We start from the raw sequence: 19,755 nt of genomic DNA, 5'->3' as shown, positions 1-19,755 counted from the left end.
CCTCTCCCGATGGGCGAGGGGATTTATGCTGCCGGATACCGAGATTTTGGCATTTCCTATTGGGCACCACACACGGAGGCCGCATGGATACCCTAGACGATTTCACCACGTTGGAACAGGACGCCAGTATGTCCGAACCATTGCGCCGCGTGGCTTACGAGGCCGGGATGATGCTGGGTCTGGAAGCCACCCGCGACGAGCAGGCTTACCATCGCCGTCGCCTGACTCGCCATCAATACTGGCTGCAAGGTTACGGCACGCTGGCTGGGATGGTGGTCAGCATGACACCGGCCACGCATCCCAATAACACCGACAATCTGACGGTGCGATTGCTGGTCAGTCCCGGCATCGGCATCGACGGTCTGGGCCGCGAGGTGTTGATTCACGAGCCTTATTGCATCAATCTCGGCGACTGGCTGGCCGCGCAATCCGAGAGCCATCTGCGTGAAGGTTACAGCGACGCCGATAACCTGCTTTGGCTGAAAATCTGCGTGCGGCAAAAAGATTGCCCGGTGGCGATGCAGCCGGTGCTGGCGCGCAAGCTGAATCTCAGTACCGACGCGGTGCAACCCAGCCGCACTGCCGACAGCGTGCGCCTGGAATTGATTCCGGAATTGCCGCCGCCAGCGGCAGACGATGATTATCAACCTTGGGCTTGCCATCAGGGGCTGCCGGCGGCGATGCCGGCACTGTCGGCCGCCGAACAAGCCTGGTTGCAGCAAGTGCAAAACGATAACTCTCAGGCCGGTGCGCAACTGGCGCTGCATGCCCGTTTGCTGCACGCGCTGGATGGCAACGGCGTTAATCCCCAACAACTGCAAGACGAGTTGGAGGAGGGCGCCCGCTTGTTGCTGGCCAGGATTAGCATCAGCGTCGCCGACGTCAACGCCATTCTGGTCAACCCGCAATTAATCTCGATCAACAACTTGGTGCGGCCGTTCCTGGCCACCGCCAGCCAATTGGCCTGGCTGGCGCGCCAGCCTTGATCATGGAGGGACTATGAGCGACATTTTATTTCAACCTCTCGGTAATCCGATTGCCGCCGGGCTGGCGCTGGATCAGGTCGCCGACATCGATCCGCGCTTGACCCGCAGCCATTATTTCGACGGCCGCTTGCTGACCGCCGAAGACTTGACCCGCGATCAAATCTATCTGGATCAGCGCTTGCGCGAGCTGGGCCGGGTGCTGGGCAGCGGCATCGTCGCCGGTTTGGCCTTGAGCTTCGACCGCTTCACCGGTTTGCTGACGCTGGAACCGGGCATGGCGATGACGCCGGCCGGCCGGGTGCTGGAGCTGGGTAGCCGGCTCATCGTCAATTTGCGCGACCGGGCCTTAATTAGCGGCTTGAACGAGGGCAATTTCTCGAATCTGAACCGGGGTTTGTACGCGGTCGTGCTGCGCTATGTCGATGTGGGCACCGACATTGCCGAAGTGTTTCCGAAAGATTTGAGCGCCAAGCGCGGCTTTCAATACGCGATGATTACCGAGTCGGTGCAAATGGGCCTGGTGCCTTTGCCGATTCCGCTGCCGCAACAAAGTCCGTTGCAGATTCGGGCGCGTTTGATGCGGGAGTTGCTTGGCGATGATCAATTGCACGGCTTATTGCCGGAAGATGCCGTGGCACTGGGTTTAGTGGCGATTCAAGAAGGCGCGCCGCAATGGCTGGATGCGCAATTGCTGCGCCATCCCCTGCGTGCCGAGCCGGGCATAGATTCATTACAAAGCGATTTGTCCCGGCAGTATGAGGCCTTATTAACCGACATATTAAGCAATCGTCGTAGCGGCGGGCTGACCGGCGATTTTCATGCCAGCGATTATTTTTCCCTATTGCCGCCGGTCGGCACTCTGCCCAAGGAGGCAGTCGATCCGGTCAACGGTCGGCAAGGTTATTTTCCGGAAAACTATCAGGTCGCTATCGCACCTTTACGGCAATCCGATGTGGAACAGATCCGCGCCGAATCTCTGGCTTTGCCGCCCATCGATTTAAGCAACGGCGAGCCGGTGGACATCGTGGTGCTAGTGCCGCTGTCCAATCTGGATTACGGTCATTACGCCGCGCAACTGGAACGTAATTTCGATCCGAATAAACGTCTGCTGCCGCAACTGGATCTACTACGCCTGAAACTGTATCCGGTTAGGCCGGTGCATGCGCTGGACACCGACCAGGCCGCCTGGCAAGCCATCTGGGACCGCTTCGGCAGCAACGCGCCGTTGTACGTGCGCCGACCCAGCCGCGCGGCGGAAACCTCGATCAGCGGTATCGTGTTGGCGTTGGGTACTTCTTTACCGGCACCGCCCGAAGTGGTGGGCGGCCCCGCCGACGACGGCGGCTTGATCGACGACGAGGACAGTGTCTTCTTGAAACGGGTGAATTACCCGATGCTGGCCGAGCTGCGCCCCCCCAGCGACGACGCCGGCCGTGCGGCCTTAGCGGCGTTGGAGGCGTCATTCAATGAATCAACATCGGTCGCCGCCAGCCAGCGAATCTTGCTTTTGGTGGAACGCCAATACGACGCCGTGATTTGGCAAACCCTGCAACAACTGGCCGCGGCTAACAATCTCGAAGCATTTGTGGCAGGAGTGCGCGCCAAGTCAGCCAACCAAACCACCGGCGCCTGGGTTGGCGAGAGCGGTGCAGGATTGGGTTTGGAGAATGGTTTAATCGGGCAATGGGCTGCGTTGGTGCCGTGACGGGGATTAAGAAAGATTTAGCTGCTTTGCAATGCTTTCAGAGGATGGGGAAATTGGCGGTTTTATATCACCTCACCCTAGCCCTCTCCCGGAGGGAGAGGGGACTGTTTCGACTTTTTATGAGTACTCAATAGCTTCGAGTTGGAGACGAGTTTTATCCCGTATGCCGCGCCGAGCACCGGAGTTTTTATCGAGAATTGCCCGAAGGGGTGCGGCATGGATGCCGCACGTCGGCGGAGGGGCTGGGAAGCCCCTTCTGCCGACCCTCGATAAAAACTTCGGCGCGCAGGATCAAAGCGGCATTCGGGTGCCCTTTTCTTTGGATACTTTCTTTTGGGCAAACAAAAGAAAGTATCTCGGCTGTCGGTCCGAGAACCGACATCAACAACATCCGTCGCGATAGCGACACAATAAAAGCTGTTCCAGGTCGGGGAAGGTTTATGCAAACAAAATTTCCCCAACAGATATGGAAAGAAGAGTAAGGAGTAGCCATCATGTCCATGATCCTGCTGCATAACCCCATCGCCAGCTCCCGCAGCTTGCAACGGGTGCACATGTTCCCCGGCCGGCATCTGGGCGAGGAAGAGTTCGACCGCGAACAGGCGTATGCCGATGCGCGGCTGGCTATGGTGTTACAGGGCAAAGCTGCCGGCATCGTGCACGGCCTGGATTTACAACTGGGCCCTAATGGCTTAGCCGAGCCGGGCTTCAGTGTCAGTTCCGGTCTGGCATTGGCGGCCAATGGCCAGGCACTAGGGTTGTACTATCCGCTACGCGCCGAGTGGCAGGATTTGATCGACGCCTACCTAAATCGCAACCAGGTCGTCAGCGCGGTGGGTGTTTATTATTTAATGCTGACCCGCGGCGACCGGCAAATCGACGGGCCGGGCGTCGATGCCTGCCAACGTACCGAATTGGATCCAACCCGCGACACCCAAAGAGTGTTGGCCGGCAGCCTGGCTCTACAGCGCATCAACATAAGCGACAACGCTGTCAACACTTGGCCGCGCGACCGCATCGAAAACTGGGTAGCCGCCGACCGGGTCGATGCCGGTTTCATGGCCAAGCTGGGCCATGCCGTACCGCTGGCCTTGCTGGCGGTGGTTACTAACGAAGATGCCAGCTACCGTGTCGCCTGGCTCTCGCAAGAAGCTGGCCGCTACGAAGCGGTGGCAAATAGTGGTTACCGGGTTTTGCTGAATCAAAGCGGCGCGGCGATGCGGCGAGTCATGCAGGCCGCTGGTTTGCCGGCTAATGCCGGGATTCCGTTGCCGCAGTTCCTGCAAGACAATCTACATCTGGATTTTCTACCGGCTGCCGGCCAGTTGCCGCTGGACTGGTTACAAAACCCCGCAGAGCCCGCGCCGAATCTGCTTTGGCTGCCAAGTCATCTGGGCATAGACATGGTGCCAGTGCCGGAAGAAGCGGTGATCGAGTTGTTAAACGGCCATATCGCCCGGCGGGTAATCGATTTGCGCCAGCCTGCCGGCGATAAGATTCGCTTGCTGTTGGCGGTGAACGAGCCGGATTATCGGCCTAATTTATTGGACATTCCGCAAACCGACAGCGTACTGGAAAGCGATATTTTCCGGTTTTACATGCGTGCTTACGAGGCTTGGCGCAAATGGCGGCAGCAATTCGATGCGCTGTATTTCGTCGAACCGTCCAACACCCCGCCTTTGGCTGGCGGCATAGGCGTTATCGAACATGCGGTGCTCGATCCGGCGCAATTCAAAAATCTGGATTTGCCTAAACCGGAAATGCCGCCGGCCTTGCCTTTGACAATTTTCGAGAAAGTTATAGCCCGCGCCAACAACGAACAACAAGATCCGCAAAATCCCGGCACACCATATCCTTATAGCAACGGTGTGCCGGCGCTGCCGAATTTTTACCGCAATTGGTTAGGTGAAGACGGCAATCCGCCGCCGGTAGCCGTGCCCAGCGACGATGGCTTGGTGGTGCAGTACGCGGTGGCCTTGGTGGAACTGGAAGCCATCGAAAACCAGATTCGGGCGATCCGCAGCCGGGTCGAGAAAACCCGCGACTTTTTATTATTGCAACGCCAGCAACTGGATTCGCAAACCGTGGCCTTGGCCGCCCTGGCCGGAGGCGTGGCCGGCGACGGCACCGGCTTGCAGGTGGCGCGTTGGTTGCCGTACGCCAATCTCAACGCTACCGACATTCCCAACAACGTCGAAAGAGCTGTCAGCACGGAAAGTGTGGTCAGCAACGCGCCTAAAGCCGTTTTTGCCACCGCCTCTGCAGGCCTGTTCAACAACGCGGTTAGTAAGATGGCGGCGCCGAAAATCAGCGCCAGCAGTGCCTTGAGCAACAATTTATTGAGCAACGCGCTGGCCTCCACGTCGTCGGTGTCCAAGTCGGCATTTTTATTGACCAGTAAGCCGCAAACTTATTCGGCGTTTGAATTGGGCATCAATAAAAACCGCCTGGATATGTTGTCGCGCATTACCAAGGAAGCAGTCAGCAAGCCGGCTTTCGAGGCCAAAGAATACCGGTTTGGGGTGATCGATCATATCAGTCCGGAAATCAACGAATATGCCAAGGCCTATTATGGAATGAAGGAATTGCTGGCCACGCTGACCGATTTGTTCGACCCCACCGACGCAGCCACCTTGCGCAGGCAGATGGAAACAATCGGTGTGGTGGAAGATGATCGAGATAGTGCGAATGCCACCAATCCGTTCGAGCGCAGCGGTAAGCTGGAATCGCCGAGCGTGCTGGATAATCTGGCGGATAAAAATGCACCTAACAATCCGCAACGCTCCAGTCTGTTAAAGACCCAATATCGCTATCATGCCTTGTTCAAAGCCGGACGGATTTTGACGCAATGGATCGCGATTTTCGAGGCGCGTTACAACAATATCGAACGCAAACTGCAAGGTAAATTACGCGAACAAGCCAATAAACTGGCGCAGATCGACAAACTGGCCGGTTTGATCCGGGTGGCGCGGGAAACTCTGGAAGGCATGGACAGATTCCGCGTCGAACAGCTCGGCGACTACGGCGTCGCGCAGCGCTTGCTGGAAGAAGACTGGCGGCAAGTATGGGCTCTGAACAACGAACGCACGCGAATTTTAACCAAGGCTTTGCGCGGTTTGTATTACGTCAGAGTGCGCGGCACGCCGGTCAGCGCGGCCTTGGCCGACCCCTTGGCCTTGCGTTACGGCAGCAGCAAGGACATCGTCCCCGGCTGCGACTGGGAAGAAGAAGTGGATTTGCCGGCGGCGCTGGATCCGTTTTTTGCGGCGATCTGCGAGATTCCGATGGACGACTGGGTCGGCTTAAAACCCTTGCGGCCCAAGCTGCCTCCATTTCAGCAATTCGATTATCTCGGTCAACTGCGTCAGGCCCGCTTCAAAGCCAGACCCGCCAGCCTGCTGACGCCGGCCAATACCGATACCTTGCAGGCCCGCTTGCAAACTGTGCATCTGCAAACCCAGATCGTGATGCAGCAATGGGCGAGTTTTAGTTTGCCGGCTTTTACCGCTAGCAGCTTGCAAACCCAGGCCGCAGCCGCCAAGGTGTTGGCTTTGGAAGATCTGGCCGGCACGGCCGGACCGTTGCGCAAACCAGCCCACGAACTGCGCGAGCAACTGGAGCATTGCCAGTCTTGTCTGCTGGAAAAACTCAATCTATTGCCGCCGTCGCTACGTTTGCAATGGGGGCAACTGGCCGAGGACGATCAGATTCGCGTCGAAGACGTGTCGTGGTGGCCGGGCATGGATAGGGCGGAAGCCGATGATTTCAATGCCGCCCGCACCGTGTCGGAATTGATCGCCTGGTGGTTTCGGCAGTTGGACCGCGATGCCTCCGCTGCCAGTCGCAGCGCCATGCGCAATATGATTCGGGCAGTACTGATTCATGCTTCGCTGGGAGATCCGCAAGAAATCATTCGCGGGAATGTGCATGTGCCGCCGCGCTTGGCGGCAATCGGCGAGCGCTTGCAGGTCAAATTGAACAGGCCGCCGTTGCCGGGGACCCGGTTGCAATTGCTGGATACCGAACAGCGGGTGGTGGCTGTGCTGGCGGTGGAAGATCACAGTCCGCAAAGTACCCAGGTAACCATTGTCGACATGCTGCAAAGCGGTGTGAAGATCAACACCCGTTTCAGCGTGGTGGCGAACAAGCTGACGCAGCAGCGCTTGTAAAGCACCGTCATGACAAAGCTGGCCGCCGATAGCGTTGCGATACACCGTCTGACCGTCAGGGCCGGACAGCAGCGCGCGGCGGATAACTTGCGCGATTTTTTGCAAAGCGCGGATTGGCCGGATGCAGGGCAGGACAACTGGGTGTTTATTCGCCGCCTGCACGTCAGCGGCGCGGCGCGGCAATTACCAAGGCAATTGCTAGACCAAACCCGGCAATATTTAACGCAAAGCAATAATCCCGAGCAGGTGATGCGTTTCACTAGTTTGGCCGAGCTGTTGGCGGCCCTGCTGACGGATTTGGTGCGCGGTCGCGCCGGCTTTAACTGGTATTGGCGGCGTTGGGCGCATTGGTTTGAATTGCCGGTGTCGCGGGCTATATCCGGGATAGTGTCCGAACATCTGACTTTACTGCCGGCGGTTTGTGCCCGATTGGCGCAACGAGAAAAATTAGCCGCCGTCTGCTTGAGTCTGAACGACAGCGATGCTCGACAATTGGCGGTTGAGCTGGCCGGACTGAGCGGTTTTCGGTTGCCGTCTAGTCTGGAAATAGCCGAGCTGCTTGGCTCTGAAATCTATGGCGCAGAAAGGCCACATCCCTTGGCTGCCGGAGCTCAGGCTTGGGTTGAACAACTGTATCGGCGGCCCGGATTCTTGGCGCAATGGCGAACGCTGTTGCAAGAGCTGAAAGTCAGCGATGGCCGTTATCAATTGGCCTTGTTGCTGATCGGTCAGGAAGCGGCGCCGTTGCTGTTGCAACAACAGCCGGCTAAGGTGCTGGCGTTTTTATCCAGCTGTTTTGCGTCTCCGCTACAAGTTAAGCCAAAGCACGCGATTGCTGAGTTATCGTTGCCAGTCTTGGTTGATACGATCCAGGGAGCGGTTCAGCCCCAGCAAGCTAAACCCCTTCCGCAAGCGCCGCCGGCTAGCCAAGCCGGCCAGACGCAAGCGCAGGCAGATGTAAAGTTAAAGTCCAATGTCGGCGTCGAAAACCAAACGCCTTTGTCGTCCGATGTTCGGCGCTATATCGCGCAAAACAACAAAAATGTCCGGCAACAACCTTCGCAAGCCCCCATTGCGGCAGACGCGTCATTTGCCGATTCTTCTATCCGCGCCTTGGAGCCTCAACAAAGTCTGAAACCCAAGCTAGCCATGGAACGCCCGGAATTTGCCGAATTCCTTACCCAGCAAGGCGGCTTGCTGTATTTACTAAATATGCTCAACCGGCCAGAAATGCGCGGCTTGATGCTGGAACATGCCGAAACATTGCCTAGCGGCTGGGCCTGGTTGTATCGGTTGGGGCAAGAATTGCAGTTGGAAGAGGACGACGCGCTGGTCGATTTCATCGCGCTGCAATTGGGTCTGGATCATAGCGCCGAACTGGTCCAATTGCCGCCATTGCCGGCCCGCGCACAGGTGTTGAGTCTGGCCGAGCGCTGGTATGGCAAGACCGGCGTTTGGCAGCCGGAGTTGTTGGCGCTTGCCGGGCAAATTCACTACAGCCCCAGCCATATCGATTTGTACGCGCCGATGTCGGCGATCCGATTGCCGGTGCGTCTGGCCGGGCTGGACATCAATCCGGGCTGGCTGCCGTGGCTGGGCCGAGTCGTGAGTTTTCATTATGACTAAGCCGCCGCAGCCCTTTGCCGAATCGCTAAATCTGCAAGCACCTAACCGGCAGCAACCGCTGGCGGCCTTGGTGCGCGTCGGTTTGGCTGAATTTTGGGAACGGATGATGCCGGGCGACAGCGAACTGTCCGAGCAATTGCGGCAACAAGCCGCCCGACAGTTAAACGTGGAAGTGCTGCCGAATTGGGCTCAAATGCGCGATGCAGCGGCGATGCAGTTTTTTAACTTGCCCGGTCCCTTTGGGCATTGGTTGCGGGAACAACATATCGACCTGCCGCAAGCCTTTTTGCTGGCCGTGGTCGGCAGCGCCGAGACCGATTATCTGGTGACCTTGACGCTGAGCGAGTTGCAAGCACCCAATCCCGGCAATCGCTTGGCGGTGCATCTGGCGCTAACGATGCTGGACGAATTATTCGGTGCCGGCACACTGGATGCGCTGGATTTGCACGCTACCCTGTTGGTGCAGCAGCAAGTGTTATTGCTGGAGGGAAGTGGGCCGCTGTCGCTCAGGCCATTGCGCATCGAGCCGGCCTTGTGGTCGGTATTGTGCGGCCGGCCGACGATTTGGCCGGGATGCCGAGTGGTTGCGTTGACTGACCGGGAATTGCTGCCGCAACGTATCCGCAAACAATTGCCGCATTTGGCGACCTTATTGGCGAAAGGCGAAGTGCGCGGCTTGGCGATACGCGGCAACAGCGGTTGCGGCCGGCGGGCCTTGGCCGCCGAGCTGGCGGGTTTGTTGGGATTAACGGCCATCGAAGTGCCGAGTGATTTGTGGCAACAGCAGCCGGCCTTACCGCTGGCCTGCCAATTGGCCGGCTGGCTGCCGGTCATCAAGGTGCAAGTTGCGGCCGGTGAAAGCTGGCAGTTGCCGGCGATACAACCCAATATTGCCCATGTGATTGTGCTGGGGATGAGCGATGCGGTGTCCGGTCAGGATTTGCTGGAATTGGAAATGGGTGTGCCCGACGAAGCCGAGCGCCGCCAGCTTTGGGCGCGTTATCTCACCGATGCGGAATTGGCTCGCCGTGCCGCCAGCGCCTTGCTGAGCGGGCCGGTGATTCAGAAAGTAGCCCGGAATGCGGTGCTGCGCGCGGAACAAAGCCGCAGCGCCTTGAATGCCGAACACATTGCCCAAGCCCGCCGCGATTTGGGCGCGGAACGCTTGCGGCTGTTGGCCGAGCCGGTGCGGCGGCGCGTCGAACGGGCAGCGGTGGTATTTCCGCCGCTGGTGGAGCAATACCTGCACGACTTTATCGCCCGCGCGCATAGCCGCGAATCGTTGTGGGAAGCCTTGGGCGTGACCTTGCAAGCCTCGCGTAATGCCGGCCTGCGGGCCTTATTCGTCGGCGACAGCGGCACCGGCAAAACCCTGGCCGCCAGTTATGTCGCGACTGCGCTCGGCGCGCCATTGTACCGGGTCGATCTGGCGGCGATCATGAACAAATACGTCGGCGAGTCGGAAAAAAACTTGGGGAGTTTGCTGGATTTGGCCGCCGCCGCCGATGCCATCCTACTGTTCGACGAAGCCGATTCCTTATTCGGCCGCCGCACCGAGGCCCAGCAAAGTGGCGAACGTTACGCCAATATGCTCACCAACTTTTTATTAACCCGCATCGAAAACCACCCCGGCATCACGATTCTGACCACCAACAGCCGCGAGCGTATCGATAATGCTTTTACTCGCCGGTTGGATGCGATTGTGGATTTTCCCATGCCGGGGTTTCAGGAGCGCCTGGATTTATGGCGCAGCCATTTCGGTCAACGCAGCCCCAGCGACGATTTATGCAAAACGCTGGCTAGCTATTGCGACATCAGCGGCGGCCAGATTCGGAATGTGGTGTTGACCGCTGCCGGTTGCAGTCCGGCGGATCAGCCTATCGGCATTGAGACCTTATTGTCGGCCTTGCAGCGCGAATATCAGAAACTGGGCCGCAATCCGCCGGCGCAGTTAAAACAGTTAAGGAGTTAGCTTATGGCAACCTTGGCGTCCAAACTCCGTAAAAAACAGTCGCAGCGCAAAACCAGTGCGCCGCCCAAACCCAATGAAGAGAAAAAGCAGCGCAAGCCGGCGTATCTGCAACGCAAGATGGCCGTCAGCCAGCCGCAGGACCCTGAAGAAAAGGAAGCCGACCAAGTGGCTCAGGAAGTCAGCCGCGCCAAAAAAACCGGCGAACAGCCGGGGGTGAAGGAAGACAAGGAGATGATTTCCAGCAAGCCGGTGCCCAGCGCTCAACGCTTGTTGCGGCGGCTGAACCGGGCTGCGGCTAATGCCGCAAAACCTGAAGAGGAGCAAAAGCCGGTGCGCCGGGCGAAACAGCCGGATGAGGACAAGAAAAGCCCTGCCGCGCAGCGCTCTGTGGAAACCGATGATAAAAAAGAAGATCAGCTCAAACGTCTGAGTCGTAAAACCAAGGAAGAAGAAAAGCCCAAGGCCGCTCGGCTATTTCGTAAGGCCGCAGGACCGGAAAAAACAGACGAACAACCAACGTCCGCCGCGCGTTTGTTACGTAAATCCAAACCGGCGGATGAGGAGCAAACGGTCGCGCAAACCCGCCTGCACAGGGCTGCCGCCGAACAAGCAGAGCAGCCTGACGATACCGAATCAGTCGCGTCGGCAAACACAGTCGAGCAGTCGGTGGAAGCGCGGATTGAGGAGAGCCGGGGTAAGGGGGCGCCGTTGCCGGAAAATATCCGTCGCGAGATGGAACAACAACTCGGGGCGGATTTTGCCGGGGTGACCATTCACAACGATGCCGAAGCGGCGGATTTGTGCAAGCAACTCAATGCCCGGGCCTTTACCGTTGGTAATGATGTGTACTTCGCCCCCGGCGAGTTTGCGCCGGAAGCCGATGCCGGGCGCGAACTGTTGGCGCATGAACTAAGCCATGTAGTGCAACAAGGTGCCGGAGTGCAGCGCGTGATGCGCGCGCCGCCGGCGGCTCCTGCTGCCGCTCCCGCGGCGGGCGGAGCCAAAAGTGCCGGTAAAGGTACGCTGAAGGGTGGGGAATTGCATGTGCCCCTGCTGACTTTGCCGCAAAAACCGGGCATGCAGGAAAAGTTCAGCGCCAAATACGGCGGCCTGACCAATTGGAAATTGCCGCAAGCCGACGAGCGTACCAACCAGATTGACGACTGGAAAAAGCAGATCAAACCGTCGTCCGGTGGCTGGGATTTAAAACCCTACCTCGGCAGCGATAACACCTTGCCGGATACCAACGGTGCCAGCACGCAATATGCGTTGAAGCTGAAAGCCGGGGGCGGCGGGCAAGGCTATCTGATCGGCAGCGAAAGCGAGATTCGCGAGCAGGCCATTCTGCCGTGGTGGAATAGCCAGGGCGCGCCGCACCTGTTCGATGTCGATCATATTCTGGAACTGCAATTGGGTGGTGATGCCGACAAGCTGGAAAACTTCCAATTACTGGATGCCAGCGCCAATCGCAGTTCGGGTAGCAAGATTAAAAATGCCATCGATAAGGCGATACGCGCGGCCATTCCGCCCGAAGTGGAAGGTGGTGGCGACTTGCCGGAAAATCTCTCCAAACCGTTGCCGGGGCGGGGCAAAGCCGCCCCTGGAGTTGCACCGGCACCGGCTGCGAATGCCGCGGCGCCTACTCCGGCCCCTGCCGCGGGAGGCGGCGCAGCACCGGCTACCGCAGCCAAAGATCCGGCGTCGGCTGCACTGGACGCGATTAAAACCAGCTATCAGGACAAACTGTTTTTCGACGAAGTGAAATTCGAGGGGGCCGTCGGCGGCAATCCGGGCATCTGTTGGCAGGCGGACCGCGTCACCAAGATGGAACACCTGAAGCCTCTGGAAAAAGCCACCAAATCTAATGCGCCCGATCTGTTTGCCAACGATAAATTGCGGCTGCTGCCGCGTCCCGGTGCCGGGGTGATGTTTGTGAGCGCCTTGAAGGGCGACCCCGGCAGCGAAACTTTCGACGCCGGCAGTTGGGGCGGCATGTCGGTGGTTGGCGGAACCTTCAACCGCACCGCCGGCAGCGGTACGGTGACGCTGACCATGCCCAAAACCAAAAAAGTCGATGCACAAAACACTACACTAAATTTTGTCAGCAGCGGTGCGCCGACCCTATGCCATATTCCGCCCGGTCAGGTAGCCGATGCTTATCGCAACGCTTTTAAAGCCAAGACTTTGAGCCCGATTGCGCTGAATAACGCCGATATGGATGCCAGCGCCAATATCGTCGGCGGCGGCGTCTTAACCATCGACGGTATTCCGCTGTTGGCCGGCACGACTGTCGACGTGGCGTTGGTTGGCGGCGATCTGGTGTTCTCGAAAACCTTTTCTACGGATGAATTCGATATGAAAGGGCCTATCCAATTGGATAGCAGTTCGCTGACGCTGAGTGCCGGCGCAGCCACGCCGATTGCCGCCGCCGGCTTGGTCGAGTTTCATATTGGCGAACTGGCTAAAGGTTCCTTGGAGGGCAGTGCCACCGCCGGGGGCTTTGCGATGGCCGGCCAGCTGGAATTTGATAAACAGCTCTTCACCGGTGCGGGGCGTATCGACTATGACAGCGCCAAAGGCATTAAAGCCTCCGGGACGCTGGGCCTGAAGCCGGGCGCATTGAAAGGCATCAAAAAAGCCAGTTTTACCCTGGCTTACGACGATGCCAAAAAAGCCATCGATTTTGCCGGCGATGCCGAAGTTTCCGTGCCCGGCTTTAAAGGCGCCAAACTGTCTGCGCATGCCGACGATAGCGGCAATATCAGCTTGGGCGGCGAGGCGACGCTGTCCGACACCATCCCGCGTATCAAAGCCGGCAAGCTGAATGTCTCAGCGGAGCGCAAGGGCGACGTCTGGTCATTAGGTGGCGGCGGCGAGCTGGAACCCGATTTGAGCGGATTGGACGCCAGCGCCAAAATCAAACTGGATTATAAAGATGGCTTATTGAATGGCAAACTCACGGCCAATTACAAACGCAGCATGCTGGCCGGTAATATCGATTTGAATGCCAAAGCCGTGGTCGGTGAAGGTGGCGGCGAGGCCGAACCGATCAAGGTGTGGGGCAGCGGCACGGTCGATGTCACTGCCGCGCCGTGGTTGAAAGCGACTGTTGGATTGACATTGGACGAGAAAGGCGAGATTACCGTGTCCGGCGAATTGGGTTTACCCAGTTCGTTGGAGATCTTTCCGCGCAAGGAGATCAACAAATCGCTGTTTGCCGTCGCCACGCAAGTGCCGATTGTGCCGGGCATCGTCGCGGAAGTGGGTGGCAACCTCAGCGCGACGGCAGGCATTGGCCCCGGCAGCCTGGATCAATTGAAAATCGGCTTGACCTACAATCCGGACCATGAAGAAAACACCAAAATTACCGGCGACGCGCATCTTAAAGTGCCGGCCGATGCCGGCTTGCGCTTGGCGGTGCGGGCCGGTATCGGCTTGGGTATCACAGGTGCCAGCGCCACCGGCGGCCTGGAGATAGGCGGCAAACTGGGTATTGAGGGTGCGGCGGAGGCGGGGGTGCATGTGGATTGGACGCCGGCCACAGGCCTGGATTTGACTGCCAAGCTGGCGGTGTCCGCGCAACCCAGCTTTACCTTTGATATTTCCGGTTACGTAGCCGTGACTGCATTGGGATTCAGCGTGTACGATCAGCGTTGGCAACTGGCTTCGTATCAATTTGGTTCGGATTACAAGTTTGGTATCAGCCTGCCGGTGCATTATCACGAAGGACAACCCTTCGATGTATCGCTGGATGACGTGCAGTTCGAGGTGCCGGACATTTCGCCGGGTGACATTTTGAGTGGTTTGATTGCCAGGATAGCCTGATGAATGTGCTTAACGATCTGCTCAGAGAAGGGGTAATCGCCCATCAGGCCGGCAATCTGGCCGAGGCGGCGCGCTTGTATCGGGCGGCGCTGGAGTTGGACGCTGACAATGCCAGCGCGCATAACAATCTGGGTTTTGTGCTGGCGCAGCGGGAAGAATGGCCGGAGGCCTTGGTGCATTTGCGTACCGCGCTGCGTTTGAAGCCGAATATGGCGATGGCGCATTGCAATCTCGGTCAGGTGCTGGTGAATACCGGGCAGGCCGGCGAGGGGCTGGCTCACCTGGAGCAGGCGACGGCTTGCGATCCGGATAACGTCACGGCCTGGGACAATCTGGCCCGGATAAAAGTGTTGTTGGGCGACTTTCAAGGTGGTGAATATGCAGCGATTCGGGCCTTGAATCTGCAACCCAATGCACCGCAATTACATACCCGCCTCGGTATTGCCGTAGCCGCGCAGCAAAGACTGGCGGAAGCGGTGCAGCATTATCGTCAGGCGCTGGTTTTGGATGGAAATTATCAGGAGGCTTGGGCGCAACTGGGTATAACCTATTTCCTGCGTAACGATCTGGGCAGCGCCCGCGAAGCGCTGGAAACCGCACTGGCGCTGAATCCGGACGATAGTAACGCCTTGCGGCATCTGGCCTTGGTGAATCTGAGTCTGGGTAAGCGCGATGTCGCCATCGCCCAGTTCGAGCATCTACTGGAACATAATCCGGACGATGACGACTCGCGCCTGGATTTGGCGGTGGTTTTGTTGTCCGGTCAGCATACGCTCGCGGCGCTGGAGCAGCTGGAGGCTATAAGCCAGACCGCGCGCGCGTCCAGCAAATATCAATTCTATTTAGGCCTGGCCTTGCAACAAAACGGCGAGCAGGAATCCGGCACGCAATTGCTGCGGCAACTGGCGGATTTGCCGGACGATGCCTACGGGGTTAAGGCGCGGAAGATGTTGTTGGTGAGTTGAGTTTTTTGAGGTGGGAGGGTTTGAATTCGACTCGGAGGATTTCGAGCATGAAAGTATTTAAGCGATTTGTTGAAATGGATTATTTGAGAGGCGGGAACCGGCCACAGAGCAGTCTTGGAGGAATGACGGCAAATTGGCACATTGCCGACGATGGTTTCGCTTCATTGATCGTCCGACTGGACACGGAAACATAACAACCTCTAAAACAACTATCGGTGTAGTTTGGATGATATACAGAAAGGAAAATCCTTGCTGATCACAAACTTATTGTAGCGGCGCAGGTTTCATGGTAGATATTCAGAAACTATCTAATAACTAGTTAGCGCCCATGATCCGGACAAAAATCCTCTAGGAGGTTAGCGATGGATGTTGGTACCGCCATAACAGTGAGCAAATCCCTGCTGGAATTGGGGCAAGACATATCCGAGGTTGTTAAAAAAGCCCAGGACAGTCCAGACGTCACGAAACGTGTTCTTTTATACTTGGAATCGGCGCGGGCAGCAGTTAACGCTTTAGGCCTCGAACGCCAACACATTCTCACAGATGTGCGGAAATGTGACGTCGGAGAACTTGATCAGGTAAACGCTCTCTGGGCGCGACTTGATCGTTACCTTCATGAGGATAATATTCGCCCTCAGTTGGAGAATTCAATCCGCGGGCTGTACGCATGCCATCAGGCAATCGAAAAAGAAGCAAAGGGAATCTGGTGGCGTAAGCGCGATAAACAACTCGCTGTAAAAGCATTCACAAATACCTTAAGTGAACTGGAAGCCATGTTGCAGGGCTTGAGCTCCAACTTCTATCCTGGCGGGAGCGGTATGGGAGTCCAAACGCTTGTGCCAATCTTTGAATTAATCAGCAAGGTTCGTGAGGACCGTAAATTTGGCCGGTTCCAAGACACTCAAGTTGAATTGGTTCATGAAGAGCTTGGCGAATTGGCCTACCAAGGCGTATGTGACGAATCACACGAGGAATGGTTTCGGATGGCTGGAAGGGTTGAAGCGTTAGTTGCGCAACTGCAATTAGCGTTCTCGGTAAAGATAACGAAGGAACATGCAAGCGGCTTCTGACAAGCGGCCAGCGCTAACATAGCGCTCAAGCCGACCCGCTTCCGCTTCACTCCAGCAGTCGGCTTAGCTTTACGTTGAATGTCAGCTAATTGAATCCCTCCCGACATTGAGTGCAAAGCTTCGAATGTCGCCTTGGGGGCGATGGCTACAGTTCACCAGTTCCAAATGCCATTATTCAATACGGCTGCAATGCTATCGGTACGGGGGGGCTGATTTAGATCTGGGCCAGTAGCAGGCTGGTGAAAAACCCGCCGATATTTCCCCTTACCCACGATGTAAGTGATTTTTTCGAGTTGAAATCGGTCATGACATCGAGTTTCAAGCGTTTTGCCCCGGTTTCAAGGGCTTTTTATTCGCCTGAAGCCGTCTGTGGACGGTTTTCAGGCGAACTTCACCCTAGGCGGGCGCACTCCACGCCGGTTTCGGCGTGAACACCAATAGGTTGAGCATGCGCGTCAGGTTGTAGGCGGCAAAGCAAAACAAGGCCTGACCCGCGACTTTGGCTAAGCCGATGTGACGAGTTTTGCGCAGGCCGCCGACCGTTTTGACCCAGCCAAAGGCTTCTTCGACGATTTTGCGGCGCTTGAGACTTTGGGCGTAACCTTTGCCGCGCGCGGTGCGGCCATCGACGGCACTGCCGGTCTTTTTGCGGGCCACATGGGCTTTGATGTCACGGGACTCGAGTCCGTTGACGAACGCCGCTTGGTCGTAGCCTTTGTCGGCACCGACGCTGCCGCCTTGGGGCACGCGGCGTTTGATCATGTTTTGCGCGGCTTCGATTTCGGCGGTGCCGGTGGCTTGAGTGGTTTCGACATCGACAATCAGGCCGTTGCGATTCTCGGACAAGGCATGGGTGATGTAACGCAGTTTGGCCTCGGTGTATTCGCCTTTCTTGTAAAGCCGGGCTTCGGGATCGGTCGTACTGTGGTGGGTGGCGTTGCTGCGCTTTTCGCCGCTGAAGTCGACCTCGGGATTGCGGCCGGCGGGTTTGTCCGGGCCGCTGCCGTCTTTTTTAACGAAGCTTTTATGCGAGGCCCAGGCTTCAATGAGGCTACCGTCGACGCTGAAGTGTTCGTCGGACACCAGATTTTGCCATTCGGCTATGGCCAGTACCCGCTCAAAAAATTCGCGACTCAGGGCTTCGGACAGCAGGCGTTCGCGGTTGGCGCTGAACACGCTGCGCTCCCAGACAGCATCGTCGATACCCAAACCAACAAACCAGCGAAACAACAGGTTGTAGTCCAGTTGTTCCATCAACTGACGCTCGCTACGGACCGTATACAGGACTTGTAACAGCAAGGCGCGCAGCAGTTTTTCGGGGGCAATCGAGGGACGGCCAGTGTGCGAGTAACGCGCGGCAAAGACGGCATCCATCGAGGCCAGTACGCCATCGACCAACAGCCGTAAACGGCGCAACGGATGCTGCTTGGGAATGAGGTCTTCCAGGTTGATGTAGCTGAACCAGTTGTTTTGGATGGCATCGTGTCCGCGCATTGAAAGGCTCCAAATTTAGGTAGCCTATTTTAACAGTTGGCGGCTCATCTATGCCTTAGCTTACTTGGCTTTTCGAGTTTTTCACCAGCCTGGTAGCGGTTTTAGCTGCGATGAAGGTATGGATTTAGAAAGGAATAGTAATCACAAAACCTCCAAATATTCGCATCCGTCATAGCTAGTAAGTCTAACTGATCGCCACTCCCGCGCAGGCGGCAGTCCAGTAATAATCCTGGGTTCGCGTCCCGCTTGATGCCTTAATTGTTGAAACTGCGCCAATAACCCCCCGCAAAATCAATATTCCCACTTGAAAAAATCGGCCGTAAGGCCAGAATGAAACGCAGAGCGCTACTGCGGTGTTAACACCGCGCAAGCGGTCGATGACGAGTGGAACAAATGAGCGGCAACGCGTGTCCTGTCTGAGGATTGAACGTTAGGGGCAATTACCACGTAAAGAGCGGGTACGGAAAGATTCAAATTGGTACATAGTGGCGTCGAATCCCTCGAGCAATCGTGGTTTCGTATTTTGTTCATAATTGGCTGAAATGATGGCAGATGTCTTGGTTAGTGCGGCCTCACGGTAAATTTCGGGATTTCTGACTGACTACAGACCTCGAGTCTGACCTCGTCAACGGCATCGGCGGTAGGCTGGCGGGTTGGAGACTACAGTTTAGGCTGTGGAATCCCCCGCCGGCGGGCTCATCATCATCCAACTCCGGTTATTTCTCTCTTCCTGCTTCTCGAATCGCATCCCAACTGTTTCTCGGCGTTAGCGGCAAACCTCTGGAACCTTGCCTCCGTATCCAAACATGCACCGATTACATTTAAAATTCCGTGGAATAGGCCTAACCGGTCAGCATTGATACAATAAGGCATTATTTCTCAAAGCCACATTATCCAGGGAGTACTCATGATTCGCTTTCCAGCAGAATGGGAAACACAATCAGCCGTGATCATCGCTTGGCCGCACCACAGCGGCGACTTTACCAATCTGTCCGCCGTCGAAGACACCTATCATTTTGTCGCCACTACCATCAGCCGGTTTCAGCCCTTGGTGATTATTTGCAAGGACGGCGAGCATCAGCAGCATATTCAGACGCAACTGGGTCACAACGAAAAAATTCATATGGTGCAGGCCGATTACAATGATATTTGGCTGCGGGATACGGTGTTTTTGACGATGGAATGGCAACATCCCAAAGCCAGCGTGCAGTTGCTTAACTTTCGATTCAATGGCTGGGGTAAGAAATATCCGCATGCGGCCGACGACGCCTTGAATTTGGCCTTGTTTGCGCATCCGATTTTTAAAGGTCATCCCACTGCCACGCTGGATCTGGTGCTGGAAGGCGGCAGCGTGGAGTCGGACGGGCAAGGTACCGTGATGACCACTAAAAATTGTCTACTCAATCCCAACCGCAATCCGGATTTGTCGGAAGCGGCGATAGCCGGTCAACTGCAAAATTATTTGGGCGCGAAGCGGATTTTGTGGGTCGAGCAAAGTAATCTGGCCGGCGACGACACCGATGCGCACATCGATACGCTGGCGCGGTTTTGCGATGCCAACACTATTGCTTATACCAGTTGCGAAGACAGCGCGGATCCGCATTTCGAAAGCCTGAAAAATATGGAAGCGCAACTCAAAACCTTTAAGACGGCAGGCGGTGAAGCCTATCGGTTGGTGGCGCTGCCCCTGCCAAAACCGATTTTCGATGAACAAGGCCAGCAGTTGCCGGCTAATTACTCGAATTTCCTGATTATCAACGGCGCGGTATTGGTGCCGGTTTACGACGACGCGATGGATGCGGTGGCGCTGGAGCGCTTGAAAGGCTGCTTCCCGAATCACGAAATCATCGCCACGCCATGCCGGCCGCTGGTGCATCAATACGGTAGTTTGCATTGCGCCAGCATGCAGGTGCCGGCATTTGTTAAATTGAATTTCTAAGCAT

At 56.8% G+C, this 19,755-nt stretch carries 10 protein-coding genes; 9 read left to right on the top strand and 1 reads right to left on the bottom strand.

All coding sequences use genetic code 11. From position 1 onward, the window contains the following. Positions 1 to 83 precede the first annotated feature (83 nt). The 8 genes from JWZ98_RS19555 to JWZ98_RS19520 all read left to right on the top strand — a co-directional run bounded on the left by JWZ98_RS19555 (position 84) and on the right by JWZ98_RS19520 (position 16,318). Entirely contained in the window at positions 84 to 986 is a 903-nt protein-coding gene (locus tag JWZ98_RS19555; protein WP_205451437.1) for a hypothetical protein, read from the top strand. Between the two features lie 13 nt (positions 987 to 999). Beyond that, a complete protein-coding gene (locus JWZ98_RS19550; RefSeq protein ID WP_205451436.1) occupies positions 1,000 to 2,691 on the top strand; it encodes a hypothetical protein in 1,692 nt (563 codons plus the stop codon). Positions 2,692 to 3,185: 494 nt separating this feature from the next. Further along, positions 3,186 to 6,860, top strand: a complete 3,675-nt coding sequence (locus JWZ98_RS19545; RefSeq protein WP_205451435.1) for a hypothetical protein — start codon at positions 3,186 to 3,188, stop codon at positions 6,858 to 6,860. Between the two features lie 9 nt (positions 6,861 to 6,869). Further along, positions 6,870 to 8,486: a hypothetical protein gene (locus JWZ98_RS19540; protein WP_205451434.1), complete on the top strand. Its 1,617-nt coding sequence runs from the start codon at positions 6,870 to 6,872 to the stop codon at positions 8,484 to 8,486. Next, positions 8,479 to 10,458 (top strand): ATP-binding protein, encoded by a 1,980-nt coding sequence (locus JWZ98_RS19535; protein WP_205451433.1) that lies wholly within the window; start codon positions 8,479 to 8,481, stop codon positions 10,456 to 10,458. Before JWZ98_RS19540 ends, JWZ98_RS19535 begins: the two co-directional genes overlap by 8 nt. A gap of 3 nt (positions 10,459 to 10,461) precedes the next feature. Further along, entirely contained in the window at positions 10,462 to 14,283 is a 3,822-nt protein-coding gene (locus tag JWZ98_RS19530) for a DUF4157 domain-containing protein (RefSeq protein WP_205451432.1), read from the top strand. Next, a complete protein-coding gene (locus JWZ98_RS19525) occupies positions 14,283 to 15,248 on the top strand; it encodes a tetratricopeptide repeat protein (RefSeq protein WP_205451431.1) in 966 nt (321 codons plus the stop codon). Before JWZ98_RS19530 ends, JWZ98_RS19525 begins: the two co-directional genes overlap by 1 nt. Positions 15,249 to 15,610: 362 nt before the next feature. Then, a complete protein-coding gene (locus JWZ98_RS19520; RefSeq protein WP_205451430.1) occupies positions 15,611 to 16,318 on the top strand; it encodes a hypothetical protein in 708 nt (235 codons plus the stop codon). Between the two features lie 396 nt (positions 16,319 to 16,714). Here JWZ98_RS19520 and JWZ98_RS19515 read toward each other — a convergent pair whose 3' ends face one another. Next, the gene (locus JWZ98_RS19515; RefSeq protein ID WP_205451429.1) at positions 16,715 to 17,812 is read right to left on the bottom strand and encodes an IS5 family transposase; all 1,098 of its coding nucleotides are present in this window, start codon (positions 17,810 to 17,812) and stop codon (positions 16,715 to 16,717) included. A 907-nt stretch (positions 17,813 to 18,719) separates the two neighbouring features. Between JWZ98_RS19515 and JWZ98_RS19510 the strand changes: the two genes are divergently transcribed. Beyond that, positions 18,720 to 19,751 (top strand): agmatine deiminase family protein, encoded by a 1,032-nt coding sequence (locus JWZ98_RS19510; protein WP_205451428.1) that lies wholly within the window; start codon positions 18,720 to 18,722, stop codon positions 19,749 to 19,751. The last annotated feature ends 4 nt before the right edge of the window (positions 19,752 to 19,755 follow it).

Origin of the sequence: Methylomonas sp. EFPC1, from assembly GCF_016925515.1 — a bacterium.
In the GTDB taxonomy this organism is placed as follows: domain Bacteria; phylum Pseudomonadota; class Gammaproteobacteria; order Methylococcales; family Methylomonadaceae; genus Methylomonas; species Methylomonas defluvii.
Note: the sequence above shows the minus strand (reverse complement) of the source record. Positions and strands in the feature narration are given on the sequence as shown.

Bases quoted from the DNA above. Each gene is read 5' to 3' on its own strand.
- JWZ98_RS19545 (WP_205451435.1), top strand. From the start codon at position 3,186: ATGTCCATGATCCTGCTGCATAACCCCATCGCCAGCTCCCGCAGCTTG.
- JWZ98_RS19525 (WP_205451431.1), top strand. From the start codon at position 14,283: ATGAATGTGCTTAACGATCTGCTCAGAGAAGGGGTAATCGCCCATCAG.
- JWZ98_RS19535 (WP_205451433.1), top strand. From the start codon at position 8,479: ATGACTAAGCCGCCGCAGCCCTTTGCCGAATCGCTAAATCTGCAAGCA.
- JWZ98_RS19510 (WP_205451428.1), top strand. From the start codon at position 18,720: ATGATTCGCTTTCCAGCAGAATGGGAAACACAATCAGCCGTGATCATC.
- JWZ98_RS19550 (WP_205451436.1), top strand. From the start codon at position 1,000: ATGAGCGACATTTTATTTCAACCTCTCGGTAATCCGATTGCCGCCGGG.
- JWZ98_RS19520 (WP_205451430.1), top strand. From the start codon at position 15,611: ATGGATGTTGGTACCGCCATAACAGTGAGCAAATCCCTGCTGGAATTG.
- JWZ98_RS19530 (WP_205451432.1), top strand. From the start codon at position 10,462: ATGGCAACCTTGGCGTCCAAACTCCGTAAAAAACAGTCGCAGCGCAAA.
- JWZ98_RS19515 (WP_205451429.1), bottom strand. From the start codon at position 17,812: ATGCGCGGACACGATGCCATCCAAAACAACTGGTTCAGCTACATCAAC.
- JWZ98_RS19555 (WP_205451437.1), top strand. From the start codon at position 84: ATGGATACCCTAGACGATTTCACCACGTTGGAACAGGACGCCAGTATG.
- JWZ98_RS19540 (WP_205451434.1), top strand. From the start codon at position 6,870: ATGACAAAGCTGGCCGCCGATAGCGTTGCGATACACCGTCTGACCGTC.